Consider the following 22,462-nt stretch of genomic DNA (forward strand, 5'->3'; position numbering starts at 1 on the left):
AGCGCCGCGGCGAGGCGCAGTCCGGTGTGCATCCCGGCGCCCAGCGCCTCGAGGGCGACGCCGGCGGCCATCAGGGCCAGCGCTGTGCGGATCCAGGCCAGGAAGGTGCGCTCGTTGGCCAGGGTGAATCGGGCATCGGGCTCGTCGCCGTGCCGATAGACGGACTGCGGGAAGCGGCGTGCGGAAGTCATGGCACCACAGGAGGTCGGAGGAGCAGGGACCCTTGCATCCTATGCCCTCGACCCGGGCGCCGCGGAGCCGCCGACGTGGCTGCGGAGCATGTCCGGCCCGCTCCGACTCCCCGGCCGACGTCGACGGCTGACAGCGATCTGCAGACGCCGGCCGGCCGAGTCTCGGCCTCTCCCCTCGGGCCCGCCTATTCTGGACACATCATGGTTGCGGTCCAGCAGGGGCTTGATGGGGCGGCCGGGGACGCCGTCGCCCGGGCGATGGTCGAAGTGCCCCGCGTCGACTTCCTCCCGGATTCGGCGAGGCCCCACAGCGCCGCCGATGAGCCGCTGGCCATCGGCTGCGGGCAGACCAACTCGCAGCCGACCACTGTGGCGCGGATGCTGCGTCTGCTCGACGTCCGGCCCGGCCAGCGGGTGCTGGACGTCGGAACCGGCTCAGGCTGGACGGCCGTGCTGCTGGGGCGGCTGGTCGGCGAGGCCGGCATGGTCCACGGCGTCGAGCTGGAGCCGGACCTGGCCGCATCGGCCGAGCGGGCCGTCGCCGCCCGGGGGCCGGAACCCGTGCAGGTGCATGTGGCCGTCCCGCGCGTGCTCGGACTGCCCGAGCACGCCCCCTTCGACCGGATCCTGGTCTCCGCCGACGCCCCGCGGATGCCGGAGGAGCTGGTCGAGCAGCTCGTCGCGGCCGAGGGCGAGCAGTCCGGGGGCGTGATGGTGGTGCCGGTCCGCGGCGAGATGCATCGTGTCCGGCGCGACCGCGACGGGCTGGAGGTCACTCGGCACGGGCAGTATCGGTTCGTCCCGCTGCGCTGACGGCGGCGGCCGAGCAGAGGGTCTCGCCGAGACGATGCAGCGTCTCGACCAGCTCGACCGGCTCGATCACCGACAGCGGCAGCTCGAGCATCGCCAGATGCAGCGCCAGTCCGGTGAGGTCGTGGGCCCCGGCAGTGATCAGCGTGCGCGTCGGCTCGTCGGCAGGTTCGACGTCGGCCGCGCGGGCGGGGATCCGGGCACGGACCTCCTCGGCCGGGGCCTCCACCAGGACGCGGGCGAGCTGCGGATACGGGGAGTGCAGGACGGCGCGTCGCACGGCCCGCGCGGGGTCCGGGGCGACGCGGACCTGCTGCCGCAGGGTGGTGACGTGCAGATCGGCGAGGCGGTCGATGCGGAACGTGCGCCAGTCCCGGCGCAGGTGGCACCAGCCGAAGAGGTACCAGCGCCCGGCGAAGGCGACCACCCGGTGCGGATCGATCCGACGATCGGTGATCGCGCCGTCGCGGCGTCGGTGCGTCACGGTGATGATCCGTCGCTCCGCGGCGGCCTCGGCCAGTCGGGCGACCTGCTCGACGTCGGCGGTCTGGGCGCGCTCGCCGACGACGGCGGTGCCGCGGCGCAGCCGCTCGGCCCGGGCCGAGAGCGTCGGGGACATCGTGCGTCCGACCTTCGCCAGCGCGGAGAGCGCCGGCTCCTCCAGCCCGGAGAGCCCCAGGTCGGTCAGATGCGACAGCCCCAGCACCACGGCCGAGGCCTCGTCGGCCTCGAGCACCAGCAGCGGTCGGTCCGATCCGCCGGCCAGCCGGTAGCCGCCGCCCTGCCCGGCCTCGCCGTCCACGTGGTAGCCCAGGTCGCGCAGGCGCTGCATATCGCGCCGGACGGTCCGCTCGGTGACACGCAGACGTGCGGCGAGCTCCGCGGCGGAGGCGGAGGAGCGTGCCTGCAGGATGCCGAGGATCTGCAGCGCCCGGCGGGTGGGGTCGGTCTCTCCGGCGTCGGCCATGTCCTCACCTTAGGCGGCGGATGCGGACAGGATCTGTCCTGGACGGCCGGGCATCCTGGACTCGTCCCACAGATCGACCGATCCAGGAGGAATCCACGATGCCGTTCATCACCCCCGAAGTCACCGACGAGCGCGACGCGCTGGCGACGTATCTGGTCCAGCAGCTGGAGCAGCTGCGCATCTCCGCGATCGACCTCGACGACGCGTCGCTGCGCGCGACGCCGACGGTCAGCACGTTGAGCCTGGCGGGCCTGCTCGCCCACGTGACCCAGGCCGTCGCCCGCTGGCTGGACCATGTGCAGAGTTTCGGCATCTCCGCTGATCGGCGTCCGGCGTCCGAGGAGGACCTCGTCGCCGGCTTCGAGGGATTCCACACCGGTCGGGAGGTCCCCGAGCTGACCGGTCAGCAGCTGCGGGCCCGGCTCGAGCACGTGCGTGACCTGGTGCGGCCGATCCTCACCGCCGCCGACCTCGACGCACGGGTCCCGGTGCCCGACGCCCCGTGGTTCCCGAAGGGCCTGGAGTCCTGGAACGTGCGCTGGATCTGCCATCATCTGGTCGCCGAGGTGGCCCGACACGTCGGCCACGCCGACCTCATCCGGGAAGGCCTGGACGGACAGATCGCCTATGCGCTCAATGCCCGCGACGTGGGCGAGACGTTCGACTGGGCCGACTATCAGCGAGCCTGAGGGGCCCCGGTCCCGGCCCGTTCAGCGCGTCCAGCCTGCGAAGGCGGTGCGGAAGGCCTCGGCCGTCGTCCCGTCGAAGAGCACGAAGCGCACCTCCTCGAGAGCGTCGAAGCGTCCGGCGGTGTCGGCGGCGATCTCGTCGAGGGCGCTGCGCGCGGCCTCGGCGACGTCGGCGGCCGCCCAGCCGTAGACTCCTGCGCCGATCGCGGGGAAGGCCACTCGGACGGCGTCGATCTCCACAGCGACCTCGAGGCTGCGGCGGAAGCAGGAGATCAGCACGGAGGGATCGATCTGTCCAGCATGACGGTTCGGCCCCACTGTGTGGATCACATGGGTCGCCGGCAGGCGGCCGGGGGGCGTCGCGGCGGCCTCTCCGGGCGGCAGCCCGTCCGGCCAGGCCTCCTCACGCAGCACGTGGCAGTGGGCCAGCAACTCCGGGCCGGCGGCTGCGTGGATGGCGCCGTCGACGCCTCCGCCGCCTGTGAGCGAAGAGTTCGCCGCGTCGACGATCGCATCGATCTGCTGCGCGGTGATGTCGCCTTCGACGATCGTGATGTCCATGCGGTGCACCTCCGGTCCATGAGTCTGGGGTCGACCCGGCGGCCGGGGCAATGCCCGGGCATCCGGAGACGGCGCTCGAGCGGGGCCGACCGGGGGGGGGGCGGGCTGGCCGTGGCGCGGGAGGTCAGGCGCGGTAGCGGCCGGGGCGATGGTTGAAGGCCAGCACGAGGTTCAGCACCACCGCGCCGAGCGTGGAGAGCAGCACGTTCTGGACCGGCACCACGGTCAGCGCGGCGAGCACGACGCAGAGATCCATGCCCATCTGCACGTATCCGGCCCGCAGGCCGGAGCGCTCCTGCAGGAGCAGCGCCAGAATGTTGAAACCGCCCAGACTGGCTCCGTGCCGGAAGAGGATCAGCAGCCCGACGCCGGCCAGCAGGTTGCCGGCGACGACGCCGTAGGTCGGGTCGAGCTCCGGCACCGGGGCCATCGCTGCGTGCAGCGGAGCGAGTGCTGAGACGGCCAGGACGGCGAGCAGGGTCCGGAGGGTGAAGGCCCAGCCCTTATTCCAGGCCGCGAGGGCGAAGAAGGGCAGGTTGACCAGCGGGAACAGCCAGGAGAGCGACAGCGGAGAAGCGTGGGTGAGCAGCAGGGCCAGTCCTGCGGTGCCGCCGGTGACCGCCTCGGCGGTCTCCAGCAGGTGGAGCCCGAGCGAGGCCAGGATGGTCCCGGTGAGCATCCCCAGGACGTCTTCGGCCGGGGAGTGGGGCGCAGGCTCCGGAACCGGCGTCGTCTCGATCGTCGTCCACCGGTGTTCGTCCGCGGGCGCGGTCATCGTCTGCTGGGGAGAGGGATCGTCGTGGGACACTCGCTCCACTATAGGTCAGCGACACCGGGGACGCCCGGTCTCCTCCGGGGAGGGGAGAGAGGTGGTCGGGCAGAGCTGTGCCGCCCGGAGAACCTGTGCGGTCCGGGCGGCACAGCGGGGTTCCGGACAGCGTCCGGGATCAGACGCCCAGGCCTCCCAGCAGGGAGAGGACGGTGTCGACGAGGCCGGTGACGATGTCCAGCAGGCTGCTCAGGTCAGGCATGATGACTCCTCTGTCTCTGTGCTTCCTTCTCAGTCGTCACGCTCCGGAGCGCTGTCTGCTGGACGCCCTGGAGAGTGACAGACCACACCCTACTCAGGCGGAATCGGAACGGCCAGGGGTTCGCGGCCGCCGGCCGGCCCCGACGGCGGATGACGGTGCCCCCGGCGGATGATCGCCTCCTGGATCTCCGACGTTCCCGGACCTGCGGCGCAGGCCGGTGACGTAGTCTGGCCCCATGGCTTCAGCATCCTCCGCCCCCGGCGGTGCCGACGCGCCGCGGGGGAGCGCCTCCTACGGAGACAACGGAGCGGAGGACGTCGCCTACGACCCCGGCCACTGCGCCCGTGTGGTCGCCGCGCGCGACGTCGTCTCCGCCGATCCGGCGATGCTCTTCGAGCACATCGCGGACCCGTCCCGCCAGATCGCCTGGGACGGGAACGACAATCTCGACCACGCCGCGACCGGACAGCGGGTCACGGCCGTCGGCGACGTGTTCCGCACCCGGCTGACCAATGGGCAGACGCGGGAGAACCACGTGGTGGAGTTCGTCGAGGGCCGACTCATCGCCTGGATGCCCGCAGACGTCGGCGCCGAGCCGGCCGGGCACCTGTGGCGCTGGTCGATCGCACCGCGTGCCGAGGGGCGTGCCGAGGTCACCCATACCTACGACTGGTCCCGACTGACCGACGAGCGCCGTCTGGCGAAGGCCCGGGCCACCACGGCGGATCGGCTGGCCGCCTCCGTCGCCCGGCTGAAGCAGCTCTGCGAGGGGCAGGACGCAACCGGAGCGTGCTCCGATGACCGGTGAGCAGGACTCGGCGCCGCGGACGGTCGTCGTCGCGGCGGCGCTGCTGCGCGAGGCGGCGGACGGTGGTCCGCGGCGCCTGCTGATCGCTCGTCGGACGCGCCCCGCGGCGATCGCCGGGCTGTGGGAGTTCCCGGGCGGCAAGCTCGAACCGGGCGAGACTCCGGAGGACGGAGTGCGCCGCGAGCTGCGCGAGGAGCTGGGCGTCGAGGTGGAACTCGGCGAGGAGCTCCACGGCTCCGCCGCGGCAGGTTTCTCCCCCGGGGTGGGGTGGCCGCTCGCCGGCACGGCGGTGATGCGGCTGTTCGTCGGGGCGGTCGTCGACGGCGAGCCGACCCCGCTGCAGGATCATGATCAGCTGGTCTGGGCTCCGGTGGACGGAACGCTGCTCGACCACGCGTGGATCCCGGCGGATGTGCCGATCGTCGAGGAGCTGCTGTCCCAGCTCGGCGCCCGGCGAGCGGAGGCCGCCCGGCCCGTCGAGGACGCCGCGGAGCACTGAGCGCGCGACGTCGGCGACCGCGGTTCCCCCGGCCCGCGGCGCTCAGAGGCCCACGGTGCTCAGGCGACGGGGATCGGTGCGACGGCGGCGATGAGCTCCTGTTCGCGCAGCTCCTGCCAGAACGCCTGCGGGATCTGCTCCTGCAGCGCGGCGAGATCCTCGGCGATGCGCTGCGGGCGACTCGATCCCGGGATCACGGCGGCGACGGCCGGATGGGCGGTGGAGAACTGCAGCGCCGCGGCCTTCAGGCTCACCCCGTGGCGTTCGGCGATCTCGCCGAGCGCGGACACCCGACGACTGACCTGGGCGGGCACCGTGCCGTAGTCGAAGTGGTCTCCGCCCATCAGCGCGCCCGAGTTGTAGGGGCCGCCGACGACGATGCCGGCGCCGTGCGCCTCGGCCGAGGGCAGCATGCGCTCCAGCGCCCGCTCATGCTGCAGCAGGGTGTACTGGGTCGCCGAGAGGCTCATCGTCGGCGGGGTCTCATCCAGGTCCAGGGCGAGCTCGATCGGCTCGGTGGTGTTGACGCCGAGCCCCCAGCCGCGGATCACGCCCTCCTGTTGCAGCTGCGCGAGCACGCGGAAGGCCCCGGTCCGCGCGGTGGCGAGGTGGTCCAGCCAGGCGTCGCCGTGGAAGTCGCGGGAGACGTCGTGGACGAACACGAAGTCCAGCCGGTCGGTGCGCAGCCGCTCCAGGCTCTGCTCGATGGAGCGCCGGGTGGCGTCGGCGCCGTAGTCGGTGACGGCCTTGTTGGGCAGCCCCTGTGCGAAGAGGCCGGACTTCTCCTCGTCCTCGTCGAGGAGGTAGCGGCCCACCTTGGTGCTGAGCACGTACTCGTCCCGGTCGCGCCCGGCCAGCATCGCTCCGAGCCGCGTCTCGGCCAGTCCTGCGCCGTAGAAGGGGGCGGTGTCGAAGTAGCGGACGCCCTGCTCCCACGCGGCGTCCAGGGTGGCCCGCGCCTCGTCCTCCGGGATGTCGCGGAACATGTTCCCCAGCGGTGCGGTGCCGAGACCGATCCGGTGGGGGAGGACCTCGTGGGATGCGCTCATGATTCAGACTCCTCGTTCGTCCGGTTCCTGACGGCGAGTCCATCCTTCGCCGTCGGGAACCGGCGGGTCAAGGTGCCGAGGATGTGGCACTGGGCACGGCGGAGAGGCTCCGACCAGGCGCCCGACATGGGAGACGCGCGCAGAAGCAGTGAGGAGGGCTTCTGCGCGCGTCGCGCTTCCCATCGCGCCTTGCCATTAGAACACGTATTCTAGGCGATCTGCAAGACGTCGCGCCGCGGAATCGAAGACATGTTCGATGCCGATGAACCTGTGAAGAACCTGTCAGATCGTATGTTCGACACGGTCCTCGCGATCCTCCTCAGCGGCGGTCGACGAGGGTCCCACCCCGTGGACGCCCGCCCGGCGGATCTGCGCTCGGGAAGCCGACCGCATAGACTGACCGGGATCATTCATGAACGCCTTCCACGGGAGCAGAATGTCCACGCCCGAGACACCTCATCCGCTCGACGAGGCGGCCGTCCAGCGCTGCGTCGACGATGCGCTGGCCGCCTTCGACGCCGCCGCCGACCTCGACCAGCTGAAGACCGCGCGACTGTCCCACACCGGGGACAAGGCTCCGATCGTGCTGGCCAACCGGCAGATCAAGGACCTGTCGAAGGAGGAGAAGGCCGCCGCCGGCAAGCTGCTCGGCCGGGCCCGCGGCCGGATCCAGCAGGCGCTGGCCGCGCGCACCGAGGTGCTGGAGGCCGAGCACGCCGGGCGGATGCTCGTCGAGGAGACCGTCGACGTCACCGCCGCGCCGCGCCGTCGCCGCACCGGCGCCCGCCACCCGCTGTCGGTGCTGCAGGAACGGGTCTCCGACATCTTCACCGCCATGGGCTGGGAGATCGCCGAGGGGCCGGAGGTGGAGTCCGAGTGGTTCAACTTCGACGCGCTGAACATCGCCCCGGACCACCCGTCCCGCGAGCTGCAGGACACCTTCTTCGTCGAGCCGGTCGACTCCCATCTGGTGCTGCGCACCCACACCTCGCCGGTGCAGGTGCGCTCGCTGCTGGAGCGGCGGCTGCCCGTCTATGTGCTCTGCCCGGGGCGGACCTTCCGCACCGACGAGCTCGACGCCACGCACACTCCGGTCTTCCACCAGTTCGAGGGCCTGGCCGTCGACGAGGGGCTGACCATGGCCGATCTGCGCGGCACGCTCGAGCACTTCGCCCGGCGGATGCTCGGTGACGACGCCGCGATCCGGCTGCGCCCGGCCTACTTCCCCTTCACCGAGCCGAGTGCGGAGCTCGACGTCTGGCACCCGCATGCCGCAGGCGGTCCGCAGTGGATCGAGTGGGGCGGCTGCGGAATGGTCCACCCGAACGTGCTGCGCGCCGCCGGCGTCGACCCGGAGACCCACACCGGATTCGCCTTCGGCATGGGGGTGGAGCGCACGCTGATGTTCCGCAACGGCGTGTCCGACATGCACGACATGATCGAAGGCGACGTCCGCTTCAGCCAGCACTTCGGAATGGAGGTCTGAGGGCATGCGCATCCCCCTGTCCTGGATCCGCGAGTACACCAGCTTCGACGCCGACGGCACGGCCGAGGACCTGATGGCCCGGCTCGTCCGCGTCGGCCTCGAGGAGGAGGACGTGCACCGTCCCTCCGACGAGATCGCCGGCCCCGTCGTCGTCGGCGAGGTGCTGGAGAAGACGCCCGAGCCGCAGTCCAACGGCAAGACCATCAACTGGTGCCGCGTCCGCGTCGTCCCCGAGGGGCAGACCCAGACGCTCACGCACGAGGGCATCGAGCCCGACGGCGTGCAGGGCGTCGTCTGCGGCGCGCACAACTTCGAGGTCGGCGACAAGGTCGTGGTCACCCTGCCCGGTGCGGTGCTGCCCGGCGACTTCCGGATCAGCGCGCGGAAGACCTACGGCCACGTCTCGGCCGGGATGATCGCCTCCACCAAGGAGCTGGGCCTCGGAGAGGACCACGACGGCATCCTGGTGCTCTCCACGCTCGGGCTGGACCCCGAGGTCGGCGCCGACGCGCTGGCCCTGCTCGGGCTGGCCGACGAGGCCGCCGAGATCAACGTGACCCCGGATCGCGGCTATGCCTTCTCGATGCGCGGCGTCGCCCGCGAGTACGGCCACGCCACCGGCACCGAGGTCGTCGACCCGGCCGCGCAGGTCGTCGTTCCCGAGGCGACGGCCCCGGGCCGCGAGGTCCGTCTGGAGGACGAGGCCCCGATCTACGGCACCGCCGGCTGCGACCGCTTCGTCGCCCGGACGGTCACCGGCGTCGACGTCGACGCGCCCACCCCGCCCTGGATGGCCTCCCGGCTGCGCCTGGCGGGCATGCGCCCGATCTCGCTGCCGGTCGACATCTCGAACTACGTGATGTGGGAGCTCGGTCAGCCGCTGCACTTCTACGACGCCGAGCAGCTGCGCGGCCCGATCCGTGTGCGCCGTGCCGCCGCGGGCGAGACGCTGACCACGCTGGACGACAAGTCCCGCACGCTCGACGTCGAGGACCTGGTCATCGCCGACGACCGCGGGGCGATCGGCCTGGCCGGCGTCATGGGCGGCGGCGAGACCGAGGTCGGCGAGACCACCACGACCGTCCTCATCGAGGCCGCCCACTTCGACCCGATCACCGTCGGGCGCACCCGGCGGCGGCACAAGCTGCCGTCGGAGGCCTCGAAGCGCAACGAGCGCGGCGTCGACCCGCTGATGCCCGACATCGCCGCCCAGCGCGCCGTCGAGCTGCTCGTCGAGCTGGCCTCCGGCACCGACTCCGGCGAGATCACCGCCGTCGGCGATCCGGCCCTGCCGCAGGCCATCTCCTTGGATCCCGCGCTGGCGCAGCGGCTGACCGGCGTGGAATACACCGACGAGCAGGTCGTCGAGACGCTGCGCGCGATCGGCGCGACAGTCGCCGGTCCCGACGCCGAGGACCGTCTGGAGGTCACCCCGCCCAGCTGGCGGCCGGATCTGACCATCGCCGAGGATCTCGTCGAGGAAGTCGCCCGGCTGATCGGCTACGACCGCATCCCGGCGCGGCTGCCGCAGGCTCCGGCCGGCCGCGGGCTCACCGCCGACCAGCGCCGTCGCCGGCAGGTGCTCGACGGACTGGCGGCCGCCGGGCTGACCGAGACGCTGAGCTACCCCTTCCTCTCCGAGGAGGCCAACACGCTCTTCGGTCGGGCCGAGGAGAGTGAGCGGCCCTGGCCGATGGTGCGTCTGGTCAACCCGATCGCCGCCCAGCATCCGACGCTGCGGACCACCCTGCTTCCCGGAGTGCTGGACACTCTGCGACGCAACGTCTCGCGCGGCTTCTCCGACCTGGCGCTCTACGAGGCCGGCGCCGTCGTCCTGCCCGGCGACCAGCTCGGCAGCGCGGAGATCCCCGACCTCGGCGCCCATCCCGGCGAAGGCGTCCTGGCCGACCTGCTCGCCGGCATCCCGGACCAGCCCTGGCACGTCGCCGCCGCGCTCTGCGGCGCCGAGCCGGCGGCGGAGGTCGGCGCCTCCGGGCGCCGCCGGGACTGGGCGGACGCGATCGAGGTCGCCCGCTTCGTCGCCGAGCGCGTCGGCGTCGAGCTGGAGGTCGTCCAGGGCGCGCACCAGGCCTTCCACCCCGGACGCACAGCGGAGCTGCGGCTGCCGGCGGCCGACGGCGACTCGGCGGGCACCAGGGTCGGCGTCGCCGGCGAGCTGCATCCCACCGTCGTCGAGGCCTGGGATCTGCCCGAGCGAACCGCGGCGGTGGAGCTGGACCTCTCCGCGGTGCTGGCCGCCGCGTCCGAGCAGGTCACCGCCGCGGAGCTGTCGACGTTCCCGCAGACCACCCAGGACGTCTCGCTGATCGTCGACGCCGAGGTGACCGCCGGCGAGCTGCGCGCCACGCTGGCTGAGGGCGCCGGCGCGCTGCTCGAGGCCGTCGAGCTCTTCGACGTCTACGCCGGTGAGGGCATCGAGGACGGGAAGAAGTCCCTGGCCTTCGCGCTGCGCTTCCGCGCGCCCGACCGGACGCTGACCGCCGACGAGGCCTCCGAGGCCCGCGGGCACGCGGTGGCGCTGGCCGAGCGGCGCCACGGCGCGACCCAGCGCTGAGCAGCCTCCCGCGCACTGCGTCACGACCCGGGAAGACGCCCCGGCAGAACGACGACGGCCCCTCGCCCCGATGACCAGGTCAGGTCCGGGGGAGGGGCCGTCGTCGGTACGGGTGGCATGTCGTCATCACCGGGCTCACGTGTGAGTCGCTCCGGACTTTACTTACATCTAGCGGCATATGTGTAGGTATAGCGACAGCATGGTGACGTGTGAAGTGCCGGCGGTCGAGTACGAGGATCACTGGTGGGAGGCCCGTGACGACGGCATGACCGGGCGTCGACGTCGTGCGGCCGCCTCGGGCGGCTATCGGTCCGCGATGCCGGCCCGCCTGCTGTCCTGGTCCCCGTCCCTCTCCGTCGAGCTCGCCACGGATCTGGATGAGGCGACTCGTGCGTTGAGCCGGTTCGACGCTCACGCCCGAGAGCGCCTGGGGCCGGAGAGCCCGAGCCTGGGGCCGATGAGTGCGGTGCTGCTGAGGACGGAGTCCACCTCGTCATCGCGGATCGAGAACCTCACGGTGGGGGCTCGACAACTCGCCCTGGCCGAGCTCGACCAGTCGACCAGCGCGAATGCGAACGTCGTGGTGGCCAACGTGCGGGCGATGGAAGCTGCACTGTCCCGGGCCGATGCCCTGGACCACTCGGCGGTCCTGGAGATGCGACGGGTGCTCCTCTCGGCCCAGCCCAGCGGGGCTGACAGGGCAGGGGCCCATCGCGATGAGCTGGTCTGGGTCGGCGCCTCGGCGATCAGCCCGGTCGGTGCGGCCCATATCGCGCCGCAGGCCGATCAGGTTCCGGACTCGATGGAGGACCTGCTGTCCTTCGTCCGGCGTCTGGACCTGCCCCCGCTGCTGCGCGCGGCGATCGCACATGCCCAGTTCGAGGCCATCCATCCCTTCTCCGACGGCAATGGGCGCACCGGTCGGGCTCTGGTGCATGCGATGCTCCTCGAACACGGTGTGCTGACCACGACCACCGCTCCGTTGTCCGCCGGGCTGCTCCGGGACACCGACACCTACTTCGACGCGCTCACGGCCTACCGGGCGGGGCAGGCCGGGCCGATCGTGGAGCAGTTCATCGACGCGGCGCATTTCGCCGCCCAGACCGGTGGACAGCTCGTCGAGCGGCTCCTGCAGGAGGTCGAGGAGTCGCGTGGACGGCTGGCCGGCGTGCGACGTGACGCCACAGTCTGGGCCGTCGTGCCCCATCTGGTGGCGCATCCGGTGATCAATGCGTCGTTCCTGAAGAGTCAGTTCGCCCTGAACGACGTCACGGTGCAGCGCGTCCTGGCACAGCTGGTCGACCGCGGGGTGCTCGTCGAGGTCTCCGGGCGGCGCCGTCATCGCGTCTACCACCACCCGGGCATCCTGGCTGTCCTCGACGACTATGCACGCCAGCTGCGGCGGCGGTGAGCGGCCGTCCGCAGTTCAGGGCTTGAGCAGCAGCTTGCCGGTGGTGCGGCGGTTCTCCAGGTCCTCGTGAGCCTGCCCGGCCTGGGCCAGCGGGTAGGTCGCGCCGATCGAGAGCGTCAGCGAGCCGTCGCTCAGCGCCTTGAACAGCTCGGAGAAGCGCCATGCCCGCTCCTCGGCGTTGCGCAGGTACCACTGCAGCGCGGGGCGGGTGACGTAGAGGCCGCCGCGGGCGTTGAGCTCCTGCAGGTCCAGCGGCGGCACCTGGCCGGAGGAGCCGCCGAAGAGCACCATGGTGCCGCGCACCCCGAGGCTGCGCAGCGAGCCGTCGAAGGTCGCCCGGCCGACGCCGTCGTAGACGACCGAGACGCCCACGTCGGCGGTGATCTCACGGACCTGTTCGGCGAAGGTCTGGTAGTCCAGCACGTGGTCGGCGCCGGCGGCCTGGGCGGTCTCGGCCTTCTCCGGCGTCGACGTCGTGGTGATCACCCGGGCGCCCTTGGCCTTGAGAAGCTGGGTGAGCAGCTGGCCGACTCCGCCGGCGCCGGCGTGGGTCAGCACGGTCTCGCCGGGCGAGACGCGGTAGGTGGAGTTGACCAGATAGTGGGCGGTGGCTCCCTGCAGGGGCAGAGCGGCGGCCTGCTCGTCGCTGATGTCGTCGGGAACCGGCACCGCCTTGGCCGCCTCGACCAGGAAGTGGCTGGCGTAGGTGCCGGTCGCGGCCTCGCTGGTGGCGATCCGCGATCCCACGGAGAGGCCCTCGACGCCCTCGCCGAGGTCGATCACCCGGCCTGCCCCCTCGGTGCCGGGGACGAAGGGATGCTCGACGGGGTAGACACCGCCGCGCTGGTAGGTCTCGATGAAGTTGACGCCGGCCGCGGACGTCTCCACCAGGACCTGGCCCGGGGCGGGCTCGGGCAGCGCGGTCTCCACCGGGGAGAGGACGTCCGGTCCGCCGGCCCGCTCGGCGCGCACGACCTGTGCGGCATCGGGCAGGTCCTCGGGATACACAGTGTTGTCGACCATGCGCACAGAGTACCGAAATCACGTGGTCGCGCCGAACAGCGTGGGGGATCGGCGGAGGCGCTCCGCGCCGATCGCCGGACCATCGTCCGGCAGCGTCCTCCGGAGCCGCATATGCATAAATATTGATGAACCTGCATACATCGGCGTAGACTGACCCGCATGAGCTATCGCGTCGCCGTCTCCGGAGCCTCCGGCTATGCCGGGGGAGAAGTTCTGCGCCTGCTCGCCGCCCACCCCGAGGTGGAGGTCGGCGCCGTCACGGCGCACTCCTCGGCCGGGGAGCGGCTGGGCGCGGTGCAGCCGCATCTGCACTCCCTGGCCGACCGGACCATCGAGGACACCGCCGCCGAGGTGCTGGCCGGCCACGACGTCGTCTTCCTCGCTCTGCCGCACGGCGCCAGCGGGGAGATCGCCGCCCAGCTGGGCGAGGAGGTGCTGGTCATCGATGCCGCCGCCGACCACCGCCTGGAGTCGTCGGCGGACTGGGACGCCTTCTACGACGGCGCACATCAGGGCACCTGGCCCTATGGGCTTCCGGAGCTGCCCGGCGGCCGCGAACGGCTGCGCGGCACCCGCCGCGTGGCGGTGCCGGGCTGCTATCCGACCACGATCCTGCTCGGCCTGGCTCCGGCGATGGCCTCCGGGCTCGTCGAGCGCGACGACGTCGTCATCGTCGCCGCCACCGGCACCTCCGGGGCCGGGAAGTCGCTGAAGCCGCATCTGCTGGCCTCCGAAGTCTCCGGCGGGATGAGTCCCTACGGCGTCGGCGGCGTGCACCGCCACACTCCGGAGATCGAGCAGGGGCTGCGCGCCGCGGCCGGCGCCGAGGTGCAGGTCTCCTTCACCCCGACGCTCGCGCCGATGTCCCGCGGGATCCTGGCCACCTCGACGGCGAAGCTCGCCCCGGGCACGACGGCGGAGCAGCTGCGCGCGGCCTATGCCGCACAGTACGACGCCGAGCCCTTCGTCCACCTGTTGCCCGAGGGGCAGTGGCCGGCCACCAAGCAGGTCGTCGGCTCCAACCACATCACCGTGCAGCTGACCGTCGACGAGCATGCCGGCCGCGCGGTCGTCGTCTCCGCCTCGGACAACCTCACCAAGGGCACCGCCGGCGGAGCGGTGCAGTCGATGAACCTGGCCCTGGGCCTGGACGAGACCACCGGACTGGACATGATGGGAGTCGCACCATGAGCATCACCGCCGCCGCAGGATTCACCGCCGCCGGCGTCGGCGCCGGGCTGAAGGGCGACGGGCGCGACCTCGCCCTGGTGGTCAACACCGGCCCGCAGAAGCACGCCGCGGCCGTCTTCACCACCAACCGCGTCGCCGCCGCCCCGGTGCTCTGGTCGCAGCAGGCGATCGACGACGGCCGCGCCGAGGCCGTGGTGCTGAACTCCGGCGGCGCCAACGCCTGCACCGGCCCGGAGGGCTTCGCCGACACCCACGCCACTGCCGAGCACGTCGCCGAGACGCTGCAGCTCTCCGCCCAGGACGTGCTGGTCTGCTCCACCGGACTCATCGGGACGCGCCTGGACATGGAGGCCCTGCTGACCGGCGTCGACGCCGCCGTCGGCGTGCTGTCCGACGATTCCGCCTCCGGCGAGGCGGCCGCCGACGCCATCCGCACCACCGACTCCGTGGCCAAGACGTCCCAGGCCGCCGGATCGGGCTTCACCGTCGGCGGAATGGCCAAGGGCGCGGGCATGCTCGCTCCGGGCATGGCCACCATGCTCTCCGTGGTCACCACCGACGCGGTGATCGCTCCGGCCGACCTCGACGCCGCGCTGCGCGAGGCCACGCGGGTCAGCTTCGACCGCGCCGACTCCGACGGCTGCATGTCGACCAACGACACCGTCGTCGCCATGGCCTCCGGCGCGCATCCCGAGGCCGACCCCGCCGGCGTCGATCTGGCCGAGTTCCAGGCCGCGCTCACCGCGGTGTGCCGGGATCTGGCCGCCCAGCTGATCGCCGACGCCGAGGGGGCGGCCCACGAGATCGCGATCACCACGGTGCATGCCGCCGACGAGGAGGACGCCGAGACCGCCGGCCGCGCCGTCGCCCGCTCGAACCTCTTCAAGACCGCGATCTTCGGCCGCGACCCCAACTGGGGCCGCATCCTCTCGGCAGTCGGCACCACCGACGTCGCCTTCGACCCGGCGACCATCGACGTCGCGGTCAACGGGGTGACGATCTGCCGGTCCGGCGGCATCGGCGAGGACCGTGAGCTGGTCGACCTCTCCGGCCGGCAGGTGGAGGTCACCATCGATCTGAAGGCCGGCGACGCCGAGGCGACCATCCTGACCAACGACCTCACCCACGACTACGTCCACGAGAACTCCGCCTACTCCAGCTGACCCTCGGCCGGACCCGTCGACAAGGAACACTGTGAATCCCACCTCCTCGAGCTACCAGCCGCGGCAGTCCGACCCGCTGGCCGCCGCCGGCGCGCGGGCGGCCACGCTGATCGAGGCGCTGCCCTGGATGCAGAAGTTCGCCGGCGAGACGATCGTCATCAAGTACGGCGGCAACGCCATGGTCGACGACGAGCTGCGCCGCGCCTTCGCCGAGGACGTGGTCTTCCTGCGGCACGTCGGGGTCAATCCCGTCGTCGTCCACGGCGGCGGCCCGCAGATCAATGCGATGCTCGAGGCCGTCGGCGTGGAGTCCGAGTTCCGCGGCGGATACCGGGTGACCACTCCGGAGGCCATGGACGTGGTGCGCATGGTGCTCACCGGCCAGGTCGGCCGCGAACTCATCGGACTCATCAACTCCCACGGGCCCTACGCCGTCGGCCTCTCCGGCGAGGACGCCGCCCTGCTGCGCGCCGTGCGCAAGCAGGTCACCGTCGACGGCGAGGACGTCGATCTCGGACTGGTCGGCGAGGTCACCGGGGTGAACCCCGACGCCGTGCAGGACCTGCTGGCGGCCAAACGCATCCCGGTGATCTCCACCATCGCTCCGGAGTTCGACGCCGCCGGGCGCCCGACCGGGGAGGTGCTCAACGTCAACGCCGATCTGGCCGCCGCCGCGGTGGCCTCGGCGCTGGGTGCGGCGAAGCTGGTCATGCTCACCGACGTCGAGGGGCTCTACGCCGACTGGCCGGACCGCTCCTCGCTGATCTCCTCGCTGGCGGCCTCCGACCTGAAGGAGATGCTGCCCGATCTGCAGGCCGGGATGATCCCGAAGATGACCGCGGCGCTCTCCGCCGTCGAGGGAGGGGTGCCGCGGGCGCACATCGTCGACGGCCGCGAGCCGCACTCGATGCTGCTGGAGGTCGTGACCACCGAGGGCGTGGGCACCCAGGTCGTGCCCGACGCGGAGGAGGACCGTTGAGCGAGACCGCCGAGACCGCCGAGACCGTCTCCCCGACGAGCAGCTCGCAGGACCTGCTGGGCCGTTACCGCGAGTCGCTGCTGGGCGTCTTCGGAACCCCGCAGCGGGTGCTGGTGCGCGGCTCCGGAGCCGCCGTCGTCGACGCCGACGGCGGCGAGTATCTGGACCTGCTGGCCGGGATCGCGGTCAACGCCCTGGGCCACGCGCATCCCCGCGTCACCGCGGCGATCAGCGAGCAGGCCGCCACGCTGGGCCACATCTCGAACCTGTTCACCAGCCCGCCCCAGATCGCCCTGGCGGAGACGCTGCTGCGGCTCGCCGAGGCGCCGGCCGGGTCGAAGGCGTTCTTCACCAACTCGGGCACCGAGTCCAACGAGGCCGCCTTCAAACTCGCCCGCCGCCACGGCGGCGCCGAGCGGCCGCGGATCATCGCCCTGGAGAACAGCTTCCACGGACGGACCATGGGAGCGCTGGCGATGACCGGCAAGCCCGCCCAGCGCGAGCCCTTCGAACCGATGCCCGCCGGAGTGGAGCACGTCCCCGCCGGCGACGTCGAAGCGCTGCGCGCCGCCGTCGACGAGACCGTCGCCGCCGTGGTCGTCGAACCCATCCAGGGGGAGGCCGGCGTGCGCGAGCTGCCCGACGACTACCTGACCGCCGTCCGCGCCGTCACCCGCGAGGCCGGCGCGCTGATGATCGTCGACGAGGTCCAGACCGGCGTCGGCAGGACCGGGGCATGGTTCGCCTCCGCCGGCGCGGACCCCGACGCCGTCACGCTGGCCAAGGGGCTCGGCGGCGGCTTCCCGATCGGGGCGCTGATCACCCGCGGCGAGGAGGTCTCGGCGCTGCTGACCGCCGGCCAGCATGGGACCACCTTCGGCGGGAACCCGATGGCCACGGCCGCTGCGCTGGCCACGATCGCCGGCATCGAGGAGGAGGGGCTGCTGGAGCACGTCCGCTCCCTCGGGGAGCGGGCCGCCGCTGCGCTGGCCGCCGTCGACGGCGTCGCCGAGGTGCGCGGGAGGGGACTGCTGCTCGGCGTCGAGCTCGACGCCGACCCGGAGACCGCCCCGGCCGCCGGGCTCGCCCCGGCGGTGGTCGCCGCCGCGCTGGAGGCCGGCTTCATCATCAACGCCACCGGACCGACCACGCTGCGGCTGGCCCCGCCGCTGAACATCGCCGAGGAGCAGGTGCTGGGCTTCGTCGAGGCCCTGCCCGGCCTGCTCGCCGCCGCGAAGGAGAACTCATGACGCGCCATTTCATCTCTGACCTGGACCTCAGCCCCGAGGAGCTCGACCGCGTGCTCACCCTCGCGGCGACGATGAAGACCGATCCCTACGCGATCCGCGCACTGGCCGGCCCGCAGACCGCCGCGGTGTTCTTCGACAAGACCTCCACCCGCACGCGCTTCTCCTTCTCCGCCGGGATCTCGGCGCTGGGCGGCTCGCCGCTGGTGGTCAACCCCGGCGAGTCCCAGCTGGGGCACAAGGAGTCCATCGCCGACACCGCCAAGGTCCTGGAGCGGATGGTCTCGCTGATCATCTGGCGCACCTACGAGCAGTCCGGCCTGGAGGAGATGGCCGCCCACTCCGCCGCGCCGGTGATCAACGCGCTCTCCGACGATCACCATCCCTGCCAGCTGCTGGCCGATCTGCTCACCGTCCGCGAGCATCTCGGCGAGCTGGCCGGCCGCTCGCTGGCCTATCTGGGCGACGCGGCGAACAACATGGCCAACTCGTACCTGCTCGCCGGCGTCAACGCGGGCATGGACGTGCGCATCGCCGGTCCGGACGGGCACCGGCCCGACGACGCCGTCGTCGCCGCCGCCGAGGAGCGCGCCGCGCGCACCGGCGGCTCCGTGACGATCACCGCCGATCCCGCCGTCGCGCTGTCCGGCGTCGACGTCGTCGCCACCGACACCTGGGTCTCGATGGGTCAGGAGGAGGAGAAGGAGCAGCGGCTGCGGCTCTTCGGCGACTACCGCGTGGACGCCGAGGCGATGGCGCAGGCCGCCGAGGGAGCGCTGGTGCTGCACTGCCTGCCCGCCTACCGGGGCGTGGAGATCGCCGGCGAGGTCATCGACGGGCCGCAGTCGGTGGTCTGGGACGAGGCGGAGAACCGCCTGCACGCGCAGAAGGCCCTGATGGCCTGGCTGCTGGTGGAGTCCGGACGGGCCGACGAGCAGACCGTCGCCCAGGTCCGCGCGGCGGAGCGGCGATGACCGCTCCGGCGACCAAGACCGCGCGCCAGGCGAAGATCCGCGAGCTGATCAGCCGGCACAGCGTGCGCTCGCAGGGCGAGCTCGCCCAGCAGCTCGCCGACGAGAGGCTGAAGGTCACCCAGGGCACGCTCTCGCGCGATCTGGTGGAGATCGGTGCTGCCCGGGTCCGCGGTGCCGACGGCGCGCTGATCTACGCGGTGCCCGGCGAGGGCCACGAGCGCGAGCTGCAGGCCGAGCAGACCGAGGCGGCGACGACGGCCCGCTTGGTGGGTCTCTGCCGTGATCTGCTGGTCTCCGCGGAGGCCAGCGCGAATCTGGTCATCCTGCGGACTCCGCCCGGTGCTGCGCAGTTCCTGGCCAGCGCCGTCGACCACGCCGGGCTGGAGGAGGTGCTGGGCACCATCGCCGGCGACGACACGATCATGCTGGTCACCACCGATCCCTCCGGCGGAGAGACGGTCGCCGCCCGCTTCAGCGGCTTCGCCGAGGGGCGTTCCTGAGCCGAGGGGCCACGCCGTGCTGCGGTCAGCCGGCGTGCCGGACGGACTCCGGCCAGACCCGACGCAGGATGTCGTTCCAGGTGACCACCCCGGTCACCGGACGTCCCTCCGTGCGGACCACGACCAGCTGCTCGCCGGTCTCGCGCATCCGCTGCAGCACCTGGGGCGTCGGCGTGCCGTCAGGCACGACGAGGGTCGGCCGGGATGCATCCGCCGCGGCATCCTGCGGGTCGGCCGTCAGCGTGTCGCGCACATGGACGATGCGCGGCTGGTCCTCCGGTCGGGCGCCGTCGAGCAGGATCCGCAGATGCGAGGTCTCGGCCGCGAGGCGCTGGACGTCGGCCATGGTCGCGTCGGGCGGCAGCGAAGCGGTGCCGGATCGGCGGCGCCCGGCGTTGACCTCCTCGACCGGCAGCGTCTCCAGGGCGATGACCTGGGAGAGCTGGCCCCCGGCGATCTCGTCCAGAGCCCCGGCGTCGGTCGAGTGCCGGATCAGCTGATGGATGGTCTCGGAGTCGTAGCCTCCGACGGCGGCGCGGTCGACCGGCTCCACTCCGGCGGCTGACACCAGTCGATTGGCGATCCCGTTGATCAGGCTCAGCAGCGGGTGGAGGAGACGGGCCAGGACCCGGGCCGGGACGGCGACCAGCCGCGCCGAGAGCTCCGGATGCGCGATGGCCCAGGACTTCGGCGCCATCTCCCCGACGACCAGATGCAGGAAGGTCATCAGCAGCAGCGCCGCGGCGAAGGCGACGGCGTCGGCCGCCCAGAGCGGCATCGACGCCGCCTGGAGCAGCGGGGTCAGCGCATGGTGGACGGCCGGCTTGCTGACCGCGCCGAGGGCGAAGGTGCAGGCGGTGATGCCCAGCTGCGCGGCGGCGAGCATGACCGTCAGCTCGTTGAGCCCGCGCAGCGCCGCCCGGGCGCTCCGGCTGGTCTCCGCGCTCTCCTCCAACCGGTGTCGACGAGCGGCGAGCATGGAGAACTCCAGGACCACGAAGAACGCCGAGAGCACGATGATGGCGATCGTGGCGAGGGCGGGGACGATCCATTCGGTCATCCGTCATGCTCCTGATCCGCGTTCCGGTCCTCATGGACCGACAGCTCGACGACGGCCGGGACGTGACGTTCGACGCTGACGACGGTGACCTCCAGGCGACGATGTGGCGGGGGATCGTCGTTGGAGTAGTCGCCGGGGTCGGCGGGCAGGTCGATCAGCACCTGGTCGCCGACGTCCGGCAGACCGCCATGCTGGGCGATCAGCAGGCCGGAGAGCGTCTCGTAGTCTCCGTCGGGGACATCATGGCCGACGGTCCGCTCGAGCTCGTCCAGCGGGATCTCGGCGTCGGCCCGCCAGCGGTCCTCGCCCGTCGCCTCGGCCAGCGGCGGCGCCGCGACGTCGTGCTCGTCAGTGATGTCACCGAAGATCTCCTCGCCCAGGTCCTCGAGGGTGACGACGCCGACGAAGCCGCCGTGCTCGTCGATCACGCAGGCGAGCTGGGCCCGCCGCTCGCGCAGCGTCCGCACGGCCTCCGGCAGGCGCATCAGCGTCGGGAGGATGACCGGTTCGCGCATCACCGTCGTCACTGCGGCGGCCTCGTCGACGGCGCCGGCGAGCAGGTCGAGCATGGTCACGATGCCGACCGGCTGGTCCTCGGCGTCGATCACCGGGTACCGGGTGTGCTCGGCGGCCATCAGGCCGCGGACTTCGGCGACCGTCGTGGCGGGGGAGACGTATCCTGCGCGGGAACGGGGGATCATGGCATGCTCGACGTCCTGGTCGGGGAAGTCGAGGATGCGGTCGAAGGCCAGGTACATCTGCTCGGGCAGATGGCCGCTCGCCCGCGACTCGGCGACGATGCGCTCGAGGTCGTCGGCCGTGGCGCTGGAGTCGACGTCCTCGACCGGACGCATGCCGACCAGCTTCAGCAGCAGCTCGGAGGAGCGGTCGAAGAGCGCGATGAACCAGCCGAACCCGGCCAGGTACCAGGTCGTGGAGCGGGAGAGGCCCAGGGCCAGCGGCGTCGGGTTGGCGAGGGCGTAGTTCTTCGGGAAGAGCTCGCCGAAGATCATCTGCACCACGGTGGAGACGGCGAGGGCCAGCACGGTGCCCGCGGTGATGCTGACCGCGTCCGGGACGCCGACGCCGCCGAGGAGATCACCGAGTCCCTCGCCGACGAGCGGCTCGGCGACATACCCGACCAGCAGTCCGGTGACGGTGATGCCCAGCTGGGCTCCGGACAGCATGAAGGAGGTCCGGCCGGTGACGCGCAGGGCGCGCTGTGCGGCGCGGTCCCCGGAATCGGCCAGAGCTCGCAGCCGGTGGCGGTCCACCGACATGTAGGCGAACTCCTGGGCGACGAAGTAGCCGTTGGCCAGGATGATCACGAAGATCAGCAGGCAGCCGAGCAGCAGCAGGAGGACGGCGGTCATGGCGCGGCCTCCGCGGAGGGAGCTCGGAGCGGGGCGATGGTGCGGCGGGGGCGACAGTCAGGGTCGTCCACGAGTGCGGCGGCACCTCTCTCGAGACGGGGAGCGGTCACAGATCCACTGCCGACGCGTGCGACGCGCGGCGAGTGGGAACAGGATAGCGCATCCCGACCGTGTGCGCGGCCGGGCTCAGCGACGGACGCGGGCGGCGTCGATCTCGCGCCGGCGCACGAAGCCGCCGACGCCGACGAGGCCGACTCCGGCCCCGAGGCACACCAGCTGGAGCCGCAGCTCCGGATCGCCGAGGCTGAGGACCCACGGGCCGAGGGTGACGACGCCGGCCGCGGCGAGGAACCACCAGTGCGCGGTGCGTCGCGTCGCGGCGGTGCCGGAGTGGCTCCTCATGAGCGCGAATCAAGCAGTTCGCGCATCGCCGGCAGGTCGAACATCTCGGTGACGGCGTAGGCGTTCTGCCCCGCGTGCGGGGGTCGGCGCCGGCGTCGAGCAGCAGCGTCGCCGACTCCTCGTTCTGCAGGAAGACGGCGCAGGTCAGCGCGGACTGTCCGCGGTCGTTGACCCGGTGGACGTCGGCGTCGCGGGCCAGCAGGCCGCGCACCAGCGAGACGTGGTTGTTGTAGGTGGCCAGGATCAGCAGGGTGTCGCCCTTGGAGTTCGCCAGATTCACCGGGATGCCCTGGTCGATGAGCGGGAGCAGCTCCTCCTCGCGTCCCTGGCGGGCCAGGTCGAACATCGAGTTGAGGAATTCCAGCTGCTCGTCGGTGAGCTCCGGCGGCGTCGGCTGACCGGTCTCGGGCGCCTGGTCGTCCGGCTGCCCGGCGTCGGGGGAGGCGTCATGAGGCATGCCGCCAGTCTACCGG

The 22,462-nt window shown here is 72.2% G+C and carries 22 protein-coding genes; 13 read left to right on the forward strand and 9 right to left on the reverse strand.

Annotated elements, in window-relative coordinates:
* A partial coding sequence (locus GU5_RS0103720; protein ID WP_010524239.1) for a YidH family protein occupies positions 1–191 on the reverse strand: 191 nt, incomplete at its 3' end.
* 201 nt (positions 192–392) lie between these two features.
* Between GU5_RS0103720 and GU5_RS0103725 the strand changes: the two genes are divergently transcribed.
* On the forward strand, positions 393–1,004 hold the full coding sequence (locus GU5_RS0103725; protein ID WP_083830294.1) for a protein-L-isoaspartate O-methyltransferase: 612 nt from the start codon (positions 393–395) through the stop codon (positions 1,002–1,004).
* On the opposite strand, the gene GU5_RS13895 is transcribed toward GU5_RS0103725, so the two are convergent.
* Complete coding sequence (locus GU5_RS13895) at positions 964–1,968, reverse strand: YafY family protein (protein ID WP_010524241.1); 1,005 nt, start codon at positions 1,966–1,968, stop codon at positions 964–966. The genes GU5_RS0103725 and GU5_RS13895 overlap by 41 nt on opposite strands.
* A 98-nt stretch (positions 1,969–2,066) precedes the next feature.
* Between GU5_RS13895 and GU5_RS0103735 the strand changes: the two genes are divergently transcribed.
* The gene (locus GU5_RS0103735) at positions 2,067–2,657 is read left to right on the forward strand and encodes a DUF664 domain-containing protein (protein WP_010524242.1); all 591 of its coding nucleotides are present in this window, start codon (positions 2,067–2,069) and stop codon (positions 2,655–2,657) included.
* Between the two features lie 21 nt (positions 2,658–2,678).
* Here the strand turns inward: GU5_RS0103735 and GU5_RS0103740 are convergent, their stop codons facing one another.
* Positions 2,679–3,218 (reverse strand): macro domain-containing protein, encoded by a 540-nt coding sequence (locus tag GU5_RS0103740; RefSeq protein WP_010524243.1) that lies wholly within the window; start codon positions 3,216–3,218, stop codon positions 2,679–2,681.
* 124 nt (positions 3,219–3,342) lie between these two features.
* A complete protein-coding gene (locus GU5_RS0103745; RefSeq protein ID WP_029513987.1) occupies positions 3,343–3,993 on the reverse strand; it encodes a YitT family protein in 651 nt (216 codons plus the stop codon).
* 491 nt (positions 3,994–4,484) lie between these two features.
* On the opposite strand from GU5_RS0103745, the gene GU5_RS0103755 reads away from it, so the two are divergent.
* Both GU5_RS0103755 and GU5_RS0103760 read left to right on the forward strand, forming a co-directional pair.
* Positions 4,485–5,057 (forward strand): hypothetical protein, encoded by a 573-nt coding sequence (locus GU5_RS0103755; protein ID WP_010524245.1) that lies wholly within the window; start codon positions 4,485–4,487, stop codon positions 5,055–5,057.
* A complete protein-coding gene (locus tag GU5_RS0103760) occupies positions 5,047–5,556 on the forward strand; it encodes a (deoxy)nucleoside triphosphate pyrophosphohydrolase (protein ID WP_010524246.1) in 510 nt (169 codons plus the stop codon). The genes GU5_RS0103755 and GU5_RS0103760 overlap by 11 nt, the downstream gene beginning before the upstream one ends.
* Before the next feature lie 59 nt (positions 5,557–5,615).
* On the opposite strand, the gene GU5_RS0103765 is transcribed toward GU5_RS0103760, so the two are convergent.
* The gene (locus GU5_RS0103765) at positions 5,616–6,605 is read right to left on the reverse strand and encodes an aldo/keto reductase (RefSeq protein ID WP_010524247.1); all 990 of its coding nucleotides are present in this window, start codon (positions 6,603–6,605) and stop codon (positions 5,616–5,618) included.
* A 412-nt stretch (positions 6,606–7,017) separates the two neighbouring features.
* Between GU5_RS0103765 and pheS the strand changes: the two genes are divergently transcribed.
* From pheS to GU5_RS0103785, 3 genes are all read left to right on the forward strand, one after another.
* A complete protein-coding gene (gene pheS, locus GU5_RS0103775; protein ID WP_139084306.1) occupies positions 7,018–8,091 on the forward strand; it encodes a phenylalanine--tRNA ligase subunit alpha in 1,074 nt (357 codons plus the stop codon).
* Positions 8,092–8,095: 4 nt separating this feature from the next.
* Positions 8,096–10,666 (forward strand): phenylalanine--tRNA ligase subunit beta, encoded by a 2,571-nt coding sequence (pheT, locus tag GU5_RS0103780; protein ID WP_010524249.1) that lies wholly within the window; start codon positions 8,096–8,098, stop codon positions 10,664–10,666.
* A gap of 199 nt (positions 10,667–10,865) precedes the next feature.
* Positions 10,866–12,077 (forward strand): Fic family protein, encoded by a 1,212-nt coding sequence (locus GU5_RS0103785; protein WP_033227827.1) that lies wholly within the window; start codon positions 10,866–10,868, stop codon positions 12,075–12,077.
* 15 nt (positions 12,078–12,092) lie between these two features.
* Here the strand turns inward: GU5_RS0103785 and GU5_RS0103790 are convergent, their stop codons facing one another.
* The gene (locus tag GU5_RS0103790) at positions 12,093–13,100 is read right to left on the reverse strand and encodes a quinone oxidoreductase (RefSeq protein ID WP_010524251.1); all 1,008 of its coding nucleotides are present in this window, start codon (positions 13,098–13,100) and stop codon (positions 12,093–12,095) included.
* Positions 13,101–13,259: 159 nt separating this feature from the next.
* Between GU5_RS0103790 and argC the strand changes: the two genes are divergently transcribed.
* From argC to GU5_RS0103820, 6 genes are all read left to right on the forward strand, one after another.
* Entirely contained in the window at positions 13,260–14,291 is a 1,032-nt protein-coding gene (gene argC, locus GU5_RS0103795) for an N-acetyl-gamma-glutamyl-phosphate reductase (protein ID WP_010524252.1), read from the forward strand.
* Positions 14,288–15,454, forward strand: coding sequence for a bifunctional glutamate N-acetyltransferase/amino-acid acetyltransferase ArgJ (gene argJ, locus GU5_RS0103800; protein ID WP_010524253.1), 1,167 nt, complete (start codon positions 14,288–14,290; stop codon positions 15,452–15,454). Before argC ends, argJ begins: the two co-directional genes overlap by 4 nt.
* A gap of 76 nt (positions 15,455–15,530) precedes the next feature.
* Positions 15,531–16,433, forward strand: coding sequence for an acetylglutamate kinase (gene argB, locus GU5_RS0103805; protein WP_237704661.1), 903 nt, complete (start codon positions 15,531–15,533; stop codon positions 16,431–16,433).
* A complete protein-coding gene (locus tag GU5_RS0103810; protein WP_010524255.1) occupies positions 16,430–17,683 on the forward strand; it encodes an acetylornithine transaminase in 1,254 nt (417 codons plus the stop codon). Before argB ends, GU5_RS0103810 begins: the two co-directional genes overlap by 4 nt.
* Positions 17,680–18,654 (forward strand): ornithine carbamoyltransferase, encoded by a 975-nt coding sequence (gene argF, locus GU5_RS0103815; protein ID WP_010524256.1) that lies wholly within the window; start codon positions 17,680–17,682, stop codon positions 18,652–18,654. The genes GU5_RS0103810 and argF overlap by 4 nt, the downstream gene beginning before the upstream one ends.
* Positions 18,651–19,154 carry an arginine repressor gene (locus tag GU5_RS0103820; RefSeq protein ID WP_010524257.1) on the forward strand — a complete coding sequence of 168 codons (504 nt, stop codon included), beginning with the start codon at positions 18,651–18,653 and terminating at the stop codon, positions 19,152–19,154. The genes argF and GU5_RS0103820 overlap by 4 nt, the downstream gene beginning before the upstream one ends.
* Before the next feature lie 25 nt (positions 19,155–19,179).
* Here the strand turns inward: GU5_RS0103820 and GU5_RS0103825 are convergent, their stop codons facing one another.
* From GU5_RS0103825 to GU5_RS17525, 3 genes are all read right to left on the reverse strand, one after another.
* Positions 19,180–20,214, reverse strand: coding sequence for a CNNM domain-containing protein (locus GU5_RS0103825; RefSeq protein ID WP_010524258.1), 1,035 nt, complete (start codon positions 20,212–20,214; stop codon positions 19,180–19,182).
* A complete protein-coding gene (locus GU5_RS0103830; RefSeq protein ID WP_010524259.1) occupies positions 20,211–21,587 on the reverse strand; it encodes a hemolysin family protein in 1,377 nt (458 codons plus the stop codon). The genes GU5_RS0103825 and GU5_RS0103830 overlap by 4 nt, the downstream gene beginning before the upstream one ends.
* 106 nt (positions 21,588–21,693) lie before the next feature.
* Complete coding sequence (locus GU5_RS17525) at positions 21,694–22,446, reverse strand: ankyrin repeat domain-containing protein (RefSeq protein ID WP_237704659.1); 753 nt, start codon at positions 22,444–22,446, stop codon at positions 21,694–21,696.
* Positions 22,447–22,462 lie beyond the last annotated feature (16 nt).

Source organism: Nesterenkonia sp. F, assembly GCF_000220985.1.
GTDB lineage: Bacteria > Actinomycetota > Actinomycetes > Actinomycetales > Micrococcaceae > Nesterenkonia.